The 10,552-nt window shown below is 69.1% G+C and carries 9 protein-coding genes and 1 pseudogene; 7 read left to right on the top strand and 3 right to left on the bottom strand.

All coding sequences use genetic code 11. The features are described 5' to 3' along the window. Nucleotides 1-66 precede the first annotated feature (66 nt). Together ACWCP0_RS41540 and ACWCP0_RS41535 are read left to right on the top strand one after the other, a co-directional pair. Nucleotides 67-1,173 (top strand): PEP-utilizing enzyme, encoded by a 1,107-nt coding sequence (locus tag ACWCP0_RS41540; RefSeq protein WP_451083894.1) that lies wholly within the window; start codon nucleotides 67-69, stop codon nucleotides 1,171-1,173. Continuing rightward, on the top strand, nucleotides 1,170-2,063 hold the full coding sequence (locus ACWCP0_RS41535; protein ID WP_451083893.1) for a hypothetical protein: 894 nt from the start codon (nucleotides 1,170-1,172) through the stop codon (nucleotides 2,061-2,063). The genes ACWCP0_RS41540 and ACWCP0_RS41535 overlap by 4 nt, the downstream gene beginning before the upstream one ends. 1,289 nt (nucleotides 2,064-3,352) lie before the next feature. Here ACWCP0_RS41535 and ACWCP0_RS41530 read toward each other — a convergent pair. Continuing rightward, a complete protein-coding gene (locus ACWCP0_RS41530) occupies nucleotides 3,353-3,820 on the bottom strand; it encodes a MarR family winged helix-turn-helix transcriptional regulator (RefSeq protein ID WP_451083892.1) in 468 nt (155 codons plus the stop codon). 136 nt (nucleotides 3,821-3,956) lie between these two features. Further along, on the bottom strand, nucleotides 3,957-4,427 hold the full coding sequence (locus tag ACWCP0_RS41525) for a MarR family winged helix-turn-helix transcriptional regulator (RefSeq protein WP_451083891.1): 471 nt from the start codon (nucleotides 4,425-4,427) through the stop codon (nucleotides 3,957-3,959). A gap of 109 nt (nucleotides 4,428-4,536) precedes the next feature. On the opposite strand from ACWCP0_RS41525, the gene ACWCP0_RS41520 reads away from it, so the two are divergent. The 3 genes from ACWCP0_RS41520 to ACWCP0_RS41510 are packed head-to-tail and all read left to right on the top strand — an operon-like array spanning nucleotide 4,537 to nucleotide 7,352. After that, complete coding sequence (locus ACWCP0_RS41520; protein ID WP_451083890.1) at nucleotides 4,537-5,586, top strand: LLM class flavin-dependent oxidoreductase; 1,050 nt, start codon at nucleotides 4,537-4,539, stop codon at nucleotides 5,584-5,586. Further along, nucleotides 5,579-6,610 carry an LLM class flavin-dependent oxidoreductase gene (locus ACWCP0_RS41515; protein ID WP_451083889.1) on the top strand — a complete coding sequence of 344 codons (1,032 nt, stop codon included), beginning with the start codon at nucleotides 5,579-5,581 and terminating at the stop codon, nucleotides 6,608-6,610. Before ACWCP0_RS41520 ends, ACWCP0_RS41515 begins: the two co-directional genes overlap by 8 nt. Before the next feature lie 4 nt (nucleotides 6,611-6,614). Then, complete coding sequence (locus ACWCP0_RS41510; RefSeq protein WP_451083888.1) at nucleotides 6,615-7,352, top strand: NADPH-dependent F420 reductase; 738 nt, start codon at nucleotides 6,615-6,617, stop codon at nucleotides 7,350-7,352. A 265-nt stretch (nucleotides 7,353-7,617) separates the two neighbouring features. Here ACWCP0_RS41510 and ACWCP0_RS41505 read toward each other — a convergent pair. After that, nucleotides 7,618-7,725: pseudogene (locus tag ACWCP0_RS41505) on the bottom strand (LuxR C-terminal-related transcriptional regulator); the annotation flags it as partial. A gap of 346 nt (nucleotides 7,726-8,071) precedes the next feature. Here ACWCP0_RS41505 and ACWCP0_RS41500 point away from each other — a divergent pair. Both ACWCP0_RS41500 and ACWCP0_RS41495 read left to right on the top strand, forming a co-directional pair. Then, nucleotides 8,072-8,764 carry an alpha/beta hydrolase gene (locus tag ACWCP0_RS41500; RefSeq protein WP_451083887.1) on the top strand — a complete coding sequence of 231 codons (693 nt, stop codon included), beginning with the start codon at nucleotides 8,072-8,074 and terminating at the stop codon, nucleotides 8,762-8,764. A gap of 143 nt (nucleotides 8,765-8,907) precedes the next feature. After that, nucleotides 8,908-9,747, top strand: a complete 840-nt coding sequence (locus ACWCP0_RS41495) for an alpha/beta fold hydrolase (RefSeq protein ID WP_451083886.1) — start codon at nucleotides 8,908-8,910, stop codon at nucleotides 9,745-9,747. The last annotated feature ends 805 nt before the right edge of the window (nucleotides 9,748-10,552 follow it).

Genomic DNA, 10,552 nt, shown 5'->3' with positions numbered 1-10,552 from the left:
GCTCCGCGACGGGACCTTCTACGAGGCACGCGGTCCCGAACCCGCCCACGCATGACCAGATCGGGCTTGACGAAAGACATAGAGGCACCCCCCCGCCATCCGTTCCTCGAGCGCCTCAATCCCGCGCCGGGGGCACGCCGTGCCGCGGCGGCATGGCGAGTGGGCAGGCTCCGCAGCGCTCTGCCGCTCCTGGCGGTCGACCTGATGGCGGATGTGGATCGCGGGCTGGCCGGCTTCCCGCCGCCTCGGGAGATGCTCAGCGGGCAGATGCTGGACGCGGTCGGCTGGGGCCGCAGGGTGCTGTCGGCCCTGCACTCCCAGGAGTCGCTCGCCGGTGCGCTGCTCGACGGGGGAAGCGGCCCCACGGCCGCGGGAGAGGCGCTTGCGGAGCTGGCCGAGGGCCGCGCCCGGGGACTGCAGGATGAGGAACTGGTGGAACGCCATCCTGTTCTGCTGGCTCTGCTGCCGCCCACGCTGGCCGACCGCGCGCCCCTGCCGGCGCCGATCGGGCGCACCGCGTTGCCGCGGGGTGTGGGAGCGCTGCCGGTGCGTGAGGGGCTGCGACTGCGCGTCCGCTGGGTGCAGGAGATGCAGGCCCAGATGGTGAGGGAACTGGCGCGCCGGCTCGGTGTGGGTGCCTGCGAACTCGGCCTGTCCCGCCTGGCGTTGCTGCGGTGGGAGGAACTCGTGCGGGTGGCACGGGGCGACGGGCTTCCGGCCGACTTCGCCGAACGGATGCCGCGTACGGACACCGGTGTGCTGCCGGACGAGTTCCGTCTGGCGGCCGGCGTTCCCGTCGCCGAGCCCAAGTCCGGTCCCCGTACGCCGGGGCAGGGGTCGGGCGGCGGCTTCGGCACCGGCACGGCCTGGGACGGCCAGGGTGAGCGCCCCGACCACCCGGTGCTGGTGGTCCGCTTCCTGGATCCCGCACTGGCTCCCCTGCTCCCGGACCTGGCCGGGCTCGTGGCGGAGACCGGCAGCCCCCTGTCCCACCTGGCCCTCCTCGCTCGCGAATACCGCATTCCCACCGCGGTCGGCGTACCGGGAGCGACCGAGCGCTTCCCCACCGGCACGCCGCTGGCCGTCGACGGCGGGACGGGCGCGGTGACCGTGCGCGACCTCCCCCGGGCCGCCTCCCTCCCGGTTCAGGCACGACAGGAGTCGGCAGCGTGACGACCATCCGGCTCGCCGGTTACACCGTCGGCGGACTGTCCGCCGCCTACGCCGGCTACTACACGGTGCTCTACCTGACCAGATGGGAATGGCAGCGGGCCCTGATCTCCGCGGTCCTGCTCGTCATCGTCGAGGTCTTCCTCGCCACGGTCCTGCTGTTCACCCGTTTCGCCCGGCTGGAGCACCGGCTGGACGAGTCCGAGGCCCGCGCGGAGGATGTGCGCAGCCGACTCGAGCAGACCAGGACGCCCACCCGACACCGCTTCGCCTGGCTCGCCTCCACCGATCCGGATGCGCTGAACGGCACGCAACGCACCTTCGTGTTCGTGCCCGTACTGATGGTCGCGGGCGCGGTCCTCTCCGGAATCGCGATGGTCATCCAGAAGATCGCCGGCGCGAGCGCCAGGCCGGGCGCGGAGCGCCGACTGGCCACACGCCTGACGGCCCTGACGGCACCACCGGTCCACGAAACGGTCTCGTTGGAGGAGCGCCCGGCCGTGGCCCCCGCCCGCCCGGGACGCAGAGCACTCACCGTGACGGTGGCCGCAGCGAGTCTGCCCCTCACCGTGGTCCTGTGGTCCGCGCTCGCGGACGCGACCCAGACCCGCCCCGAGCGCACGCCCGACGCGTCGAGTACAACCCTGGTCTTCGAAGTCGCGACCCAGGGGGAACAGGACTCCGAAGTCGTCCAGCTCGCTGCCGACGACCTCTGGGAGACCTGCCGCCGCTCCACAGCCGCCCGGAACGACAAGGCCGGCCTCCAGCGGATGGGCGACCGCCTCTTCGCCGGCGTCGTCAGTCCCGCCCTGCCCCCACACGACGTGATGCGTCTGCGTGGCTGCATCGAGGACGCGAACACACACCGCACGAGCGCGGTCGTCCTGGACTGACCCGTCGCTGCGACACACGACCCGGTTTCCATGTACTTGCTTGGACCTTGCTCTTCTCCGGCGGTGGCGGCTACGTCAACGGGTCCCCGCTGCTGAACGGCGGCGGCAGCACGTCACCTGAGCCCAAGGCCGGGGAGGGGACGGCCGACGACCGGGCCCCTCCCTGATGTCGCACTTCTCGCACATCCCCACGACCGTCCGACCTCCCCTTCATGAGCAGCGAAGAACCCACCCTGGGAAAGGAAGTCATGGCTACATCCATCACCGACATTCAGGCCGACCACTCCTGGCCGGCGAGTTTCCTCCCCGGCCCGGGCACCGGCCGGCATCGGGGCCCGCATGCCGAGGACGATCGCTGCACGCCCGGAAGCGACACCTCTGCAGGGCACGGCCGTCACCGCAGAACCGCTCCCGGCCCCCCGATTCAGCCGGCGGAAGACCTCCACAGCCACGAACCCGCACAACCGCACACCCGGGACGAAGGCGCGGGCTCCGGATGGCAGCACCACATCGCCGTTGGCCTCACAGCAGTCGAGACTTTCGCACAGCACGAGGAAGCACCGAACGCAGGGACCGCTCAGAGATGGCAACTGACCGAACCGATCGCAGAGGACACCATCTCCGACGACTTCATGGTGGTCGGACAAGCTCGTGCGGCATGAGGTGACACCCGGCCGGACCGTGACCGGGGTGCCGCGCTCAGGACCTCGACACGCGGCATGGCGGGCCGCGTGTCGAGCGCGATCGACCCGAATCAGGGACCGTCCGTAGAGTTCGTCGGGGAAGACACTGACGGCAGCGGGGATGGAGACACCCTTCACGGCGAAGGGGGAGAGCTTGTTCTCCCAGTAGAGACGGGATACAGAAATCGCCGTGTTCGTCAGCCAGTAGAGCGTGATGTTGTCGAGGACGTCGTCCCGGGTGAGGCCTTTGTGGTGTCCGGCGGAAGCCCGGGAGATCAGTTCCAGGCTGCGTGCGTCGCAGCCGGCTCTCTACGGCGCCACAGGATCCAAGGGCAACCTGACATCTCATCACTGCTTGAACTCGCTTGCCTGCTCTTCTGGCAACCTCTGGGCATCGCGGCGGCCATCGGCTTCGCTCTCACCATGATCGGCGCCGTGGGTTACCACGTCCAGGCCAGCGACTACGCCAACCCGCGACCCGGGGGAACGCCATGGCCGCGGTCATTCTCATCCCAGTCTCCGTGGCCACCGCCACGACGCTCGCGCCGGCCATGTGACCCGCGTCGGACCACCCACGCGACGCGGCTCGCCCTGACACCGTGCCGGTCAGGACGCGTCCTCGTCCAGCTTCTCCACCACGCGCTCGGAGATCTCAGCCAGCGTTCGCAACTCCGCCGGCGTGACATGGTCGAGGAACAGAGCGCGCACCGCCTCCACGTGACGCGGGGCAGCGGCCTCGATCGTCGTGCGCCCCGCGTCCGTGATCACCACGGAGGCGCCGCGCCCGTCCTCGGGACACTCGTCCCGCACCACCAGCCCGCGCTTGACCATACGGGAGATGTGGTGGGAGATCCGGCTCTTCTCCCATTCCAACGCACGGGCAAGATCCAGAAATCGCTGCCGCCCATCCGGTGCGTCCGTCAGCTCGACCAGGACCGCGAAGTCCGCGGCCGAGACATGGGACTCCGTCTGCAACAAGCGCGACAACCGGCCCCGGAGCCTCTCCTGAAGGCGGACGAAGCTGCGCCACGCGTGCTGCTCCTCCGGCGTCAACCACCGCACCGATTCTTCCATGGAGAAAGTGTAGGCTAGTTGACACTTCACCAAACTGCCACGGGGTCTTGGGCGACGTGATCGCCCTCGCCCTGCCCGGCCACACCTGAGGGTCGCCCTGACTCCGGAGGCGCGGCACGACCTGTCCTGCCCCGCCTCAGCTGTCACGCGACGTCCTCAGGTGGTCGCGTAGTGCCGCCGAGATCCGCCCGGCTGCCGCGAGCTCGTCCGGCGTGAGCGGATGGATGAACAGCTCACGGACGGCACGCAGATGCGGCACCAGAGCGTTGCGGAACGCTTCCGCACCTTCGGCGGTGAGCACCACCTCGGCGCCCCGGCCGTCGGTGCTGCATTCCTCGCGCCGAATCAGCCCTCGTCGCTCCATGCGCTTGATCTGGTGCGAGAGACGGCTGCGCTGCCAGCCGATGCGGTCCGCCAGTTCGGAGGGGCGCAGTCGCCCTTGGGCTTCTCGCAGCGCGAGGAGCGCGGCGTAGTCGCCCGGCGACAAGGAGGACTCGCTGTGCAGGCGTGACGAGAGTTCGGAGCGGAGCGCCTCCGTGGTCTCGATGAAGTCCCGCCAGATCCGCAGTTCCTCGGCGGTGGGGAACACCCTGTGCCGCTCTCCCATGGCCACCCCCTTTGGTTGACACGTCAATTATGTTGTGTGAATGATTGACGTGTCAAGCAATCGGCTGCCGCGCGACACCGGATGTCCCGGCTGCCAGTAGGAGGAGTCCATGACAGCCACAGCGTTCGAATTGGGGCTGAACTCGTTCGGAGAGGTCGCGACCGACGGCGACCGGCCGCTGAGCGATGCCGAGACCGTTCGCCTGTTGATCGAGGAGGCCAAGCTCGCCGAAGCCGTGGGGCTCGACGTGTTCAGCGTCGGCGAGCACTACCGTGCAGGACACAACGACAGCGCCACCCCCGTCCTGCTCGCCGCGATCGCCACCGCGACGGAACGCATCCGGCTCGGCACTTCGGTGACCGTACTGAGCACCAACGACCCCGTGCGGCTCTACCACGAGTTCTCCACGCTGGACGCCGCCTCGAACGGCCGCGCCCAGCTCGTACTGGGGCGGGCATCGGCCACCGAGTCGTTCCCACTGTTCGGCCACGACCTCGCCGACTACGAGGAGCTGTTCGAGGAGAAGCTCGACCTGTTCATGCGCCTCCAGCGTGAGGAGACGGTGACCTGGTCGGGCCGGTACCGGCCGCCGCTCGTCGAGCAGCGACTGCGTCCCAGGATGCCGCCCGGTGGCATCCCCACCTGGATCGGCGTGGGCGGCAGCCCGAACTCCGTGGTCCGCGCGGCCCGCTACGGCCTGCCGCTCATGCTGGCCGTCATCGGTGGACGCCCGCAGCGCTTCGCCGGCCACGTCGAGCTCTACCACCGCACGCTCGAGCAGGTCGGGCACGCCAGGCAACCCGTCGCCCAGCACTCGCTGGGGCTCATCGCCGACACCGACGAGGAGGCGATCGAGACCTGGTGGCGGTACTGGCAGCCGGTCGTCGCCGCCCTCGCGGAGGAGCGCGGGTTCTACAAGCCGACCCGCGAGCGCTACCTGTCGGAAGTGGACAAGGGCGCGCTCTTCGTCGGCTCACCCGAGACCGTCGCACGCAAGATCGCCACGATGGCCCGCGATCTGCACCTCAGCCGTTTCGATCTCAAGTACGACGTCATGCACCTCCCCCGTGAAGCCCGGGCCCGCACGATCGAGCTGCTGGGCCGCGAAGTCGCCCCGCGGGTGAGGGAACTGCTCGCGAAGGAGCCGGCCCATGTCTGATCTCGTCTTCGGTCTGGACACGTTCGGCGATGTGCCGGAGGACGACTCGGGCACGCCGGTGTCCGATGCGAGGGCCATCCGGCAGGTCCTCGACGAGGCCGTGCTCGCGGAGGAGACCGGCGTCGACGTCATCGCACTCGGTGAACACCACCGTCCGGAGTTCGCGATCTCCTCTCCGGAGACCGTGCTCGCCGGCATCGCCACACGTACCAGCCGTATCCGGCTCGCGTCCGGCGTGACCGTGCTGAGCTCGGACGATCCGGTCCGCGTGTTCCAGCGGTTCTCGACCGTGGACGCGCTCTCGAACGGGCGCGCCGAGGTCATCCTCGGGCGCGGCTCCTTCACCGAGTCCTTCCCGCTCTTCGGATACGACCTGGCCGACTACGACGTGCTGTTCGAGGAGAAGATCGAGCTCTTCGCCAAGCTGCTGGAGGAGAAGCCCGTCACCTGGAGCGGCACCAAGCGGGCTCCGCTCGAGGGCGCCGACGTCTTCCCCAAGACCGAGTCCGGGCACCTGAGCACCTGGGTCGGCGTGGGCGGTTCACCCCAGTCGGTCATCCGCACCGCGCACTACGGGTTCCCTCTCATGATTGCCATCATCGGCGGCAGCCCGGAGCGCTTCGCGCCCTACATCGACCTCTACCAGCGAGCCGCCGACAAGTTCGGCACGACCGCTCACCCGGTCGGAATGCACTCGCCCGGCTTCATCGCCGACACGGACGAGGAGGCCCGGGAGCTGCACTATCCGCACTACAAGGTCATCCGTGACCGCATCGGCGCGCTGCGAGGCTGGCCGCCGCTCCGCAAGGAGGAGTACGAGGCCGACATCGAGCACGGCTCGCTCTACATCGGCTCGCCCGAGACGGTCGCCCGCAAGATGGCCCGCGCCATCAAGGCGCTCGGCGTCGGCCGCTTCGACCTCATCTACACCACGGGGGCACAGCCGATCAGCGCCCGCCTGCGCGCAGTCGAGCTGTACGGCACCAAGGTGCTCCCGATGGTCCGCGACATCCTCGCAGGCTGACGCCATGAACGGAGCAGAAATGGACAACACCACCGCCGCTGCCGTGCGCACGGTCGGCATCCTGGGCGCGGGGAAGGTCGGCACCGTGCTGGCACGCCTGGCCCTGGCAGCCGGCTATCGCGTGCTCATCGCCGGATCGGGCGACCCCGCCAAGATCGCACTCACCATCGAAGTCCTCACCCCAGGCGCCGTCCCGGTCACCGCGGCGGCCGCCGCGGAGGCAGATGTCGTCATCCTGGCGCTCCCGCTCGGCAAGTACCGCACGATTCCGGCCGAGGCGCTGCGGGGCAAGCTCGTCATCGACTCCATGAACTACTGGTGGGAGGTCGACGGCATCCGCGACGACCTCACCGACCCGCTCACCTCCTCGAGCGAGATCCTGCAGGCGTATCTGTCCGGAGCGCGGGTGGTCAAGGCGTTCAACCACATGGGCTACCACGATCTCGAGGACGGTGCTCAGCCCGCGGGAACGCCAGGACGCAAGGCGATCGCGATCGCCGGCGACGACCCGGACGACCTCGCCACCGTCACGCGCCTCGTCACCGCTTTCGGCTTCGACCCCGTCATGGCAGGTCCCCTCGCCGAAGGAGTACGGCTCGAACCGGGCACCGAGCCTTTCGGCGCCAACGTCAGCGCCGGGGAACTGCGCGCGATGCTCACCCGCTTCCCGGAATCAGAACGCGGACGGGCCGTGATCAGCGCGAGGACCGCCGCCACGGCGCCGAGCGACCAAGCAGCCTGACCACCAACCCTGTGCTTGGCCGTCGCCCCTCCGACCGCACACACGGTTGACATGTCATCCAAGGTCCTCTGATTCAGAGGACGCATCGCCCTGCGGGCAGACACTCGTCGGCCCGCCTGTGCCGCGAGGGCGGCGTCCAGGGTCGTGCGCGAAGCGACGAGGTCAACTCCCGTACCCACCGGGCGACTCGGCACAAGCCGGTCGAACGGCTCCCGCGCGAGGCCGACGCATGCCGCACCGCTGAGGCGTCGTGCGCCGCCACCAGCTAGTCGGGTGGTAGTTCCGCCAGTGCGTCACGCAGGGCGGCGCGGGAGGTCACGCCCAGCTTGGGGAAGGCCTGGTACAGGTGGGTGGAGACGGTTCGCGGGGAGATCGGTTACGCATCTGCCATATGACATGTGACGGGCACGCCGGGCGGCCGTGCCGCGTCGGGTGTCCGCTCGGAGCCACGGTCACGGCGACACCGCACGAGCGGTTTCTGAGCTCCAGTCCTGCGACCTCCCGTCGGATTCGACCGTGTTCCGCGACAGAGACGCGAAGTTGCCGTGGCAACCACCGGAGCAGGCGGGGTGGCATCCCTGCGCTCGCAGGACCACTGCGCCGAATCTCGCGGCGCCCTCGAGCTCGACCTACGTCATTTGACAGAAGCGGCCAAAACCAAGATCCCCCTAGCATCTCATTGCCCGATGAAACGGTCATCAAAGACAAAAGGGGAGGCAATGAACGCACATTCGGCAATCCGAAACGTCGTCCTCGTTCACGGCGGGTTCGTCGACGGTTCCGGCTGGCAGGCGGTGTACAACCGGCTGGTCCACGATGGTCACAGCGTCAGTGTCGTGCAGAATCCGACGCTGTCGCTGGAAGGCGATGTGGCTGCCACCCGGCAGGTCATCGCGGAGCAGGACGGGCCGGTCGTCCTGGTGGGCCACTCCTATGGCGGAGTTGTCATCACCGAGGCCGGGCAGGACGACAAGGTCGCAGGACTCGTCTACATCGCGGCGTTCGCACCGGACAAGGGCGAGTCGGTCAGCACGCTGATCACGAACCCGGAGCCCGGCGCACCTGTTCCGCCGATCCTTCCGCCCAGGGACGGCTTCCTGTTCTTGGATCGTCAGCAGTTCCCCGAGGCCTTCGCCGGAGACCTGCCGCTGGAGCAGGCCAGGTTCATGGCCGACTCGCAGGTCCCATGGGGAGTGGATGCTCTCACGGGCGCGGTCTCCCAGGCCGCCTGGCGGACCAAGCCCAGCTGGTACCTGGTGGCCACCGACGACCGGATGATTCCACCGCCCGCGCAGCGGGCCATGGCCGAGCGGGCGGGATGCACGAGCGTGGAGGTGACGGGGAGTCACTCCGTCTACCTCTCGCAGCCGGACGCGGTCGCCGATCTCGTCAGGCGGGCCACCGCCTCCTGACTCTGAACTCGCGGGCAACTCCACGCCGCGGGCCTCACGAACTGCTGTCCGCCCACGACCGCCGGATGCAGCCACCTCGAAGTCCGAGGCAGGTCTCTCCGTTGCGGCCGCCGGGCAACAAGACCCGTTGGAGAGAGGAAAGATTGAACACCAAGCGTAATGTGCGGCGCGGTCTGCTCGCCGCCGGAGGCGCCAGTGTGCTTGCAGCCTGGTTCCTCGTGCCGAGCGCATCAGCAACGCTCACCGACGACAGCGCTCCCTCGGCCTCCGCCAAGCCGACGGTGGTTCTGGTCCACGGCGGCTTCGCCGACGCCTCCAACTGGAATGGCGTGGTGGACCGGTTGCAGGACAAGGGATACCCGGTGCTCGCGCCGGCCAACCCGTTGCGCGGCCTGACCACCGACTCCGCCTACATAGCCAGCGTCCTCAAGTCCGTGAAGGGTCCGATCGTGCTGGTCGGTCACTCCTACGGCGGCGCGGTCATCACCAATGCCGCTGCCGACAACCTCAATGTCAAGGCACTTGTCTACATCGCGGCCTTCGTGCCCGACAAGGGCGAAAAGCTCGGCGAACTCATCAGCAAGTACCCCGGCAGCGAGATCCAGGCGGCACTCAACCCCGTCCCCTACCCCAACCCCGACGGCAGCACCGGAACCGACCTCTATCTGAAGGCCGACAAGTTCCGGAGCGTCTTTGCCGCGGACCTCCCTTCCTCGACCACACGTGTCATGCAGGCGACCCAGCGACCGTTCAGCGCCTCGTCGTTCGAAGACACGACCCAGGAAGCCGCCTGGCGCACTATTCCCTCCTGGGGTCTGGTGGCCGGCGCGGACAAGGCCATCCCCCCGGCTCTGGAGCGATTCGAGTACGAGCGGGCCGGCTCCACCGTCGTCGAAGTCCCAGGCGCCTCGCACGTCGCCATGATCAGCCACCCGGGCATCACCGCAAAGCTGATCGAGAAGGCCGCCGCGGCCACAGGCTGACCAAACCGGCACCAGCCGGCAGGAAACGCTGAGGGCGCTTTGTGCGCCGCGGGCCGGGGTCGTCACAGCACACCGACGATCCCGGCCTGCTTTCTGAGGCCGGATCTGCTCCGCCATGACCGGCCTCCCGATCTTCCGCCTGGGCGTCTACGCGCCGAGGAAGGGGGCACCGGGTCCGAGCAGCGCGTTCGCCCCTGCGGGCGGGCGCGCTGGTCTGCGTCAGCTGCCATGTCCCGGTGCCGGGATGCTGCTCCCAGCGGGTGGATGGGGTCGCCCTGGCCTCGTCGGTGCCCAGGACCTGAACCTCGGGCATCGGTGCCCCGATCACGGTCGCAGCGGCGGCGCGGAAGGCCCTCCATCACCACCCGCCAGGACAGCCGAGTCCGCTGCGGCCTGCACGACGGTGGAGCCGGCATCTCGGACCTGGCGTCCGGCCGCGCACCGCAACTGTTCGGTCAACCGGGCCCCGGTCGGTATCTGCGGGAGCTGCTGGTAAAACGACTTCCGAGGCCAGGACACCGCCCGGCACCACCAGGCCGCTTGTGCCACAAGAACTCCGGGCGGCACTCGCCGTACGGGATTTCTCGCGGACGGGTGGTCGCCGCCCCCTTCACCCGGGATCTCCCGGGAGCCGTGCCGAGGATCAGGCGTCCAGGGCTTGGCCGCTATGAGGGCAGGCCCCCCGGGATTCAGCTCAGGCGGCGGATTCACCTAGTACTCCAGCAGTACTTCGTGGCTTGACCTGGGGAAGCGTCGAGCGGTGGGAGTGTAGCGGGCAGGATGCCGTCACGGACGGCTTCTGCTC

This window comes from Streptomyces sp. NPDC001970, assembly GCF_053594115.1.
This window is presented reverse-complemented; position numbering and strand designations above follow the sequence as displayed.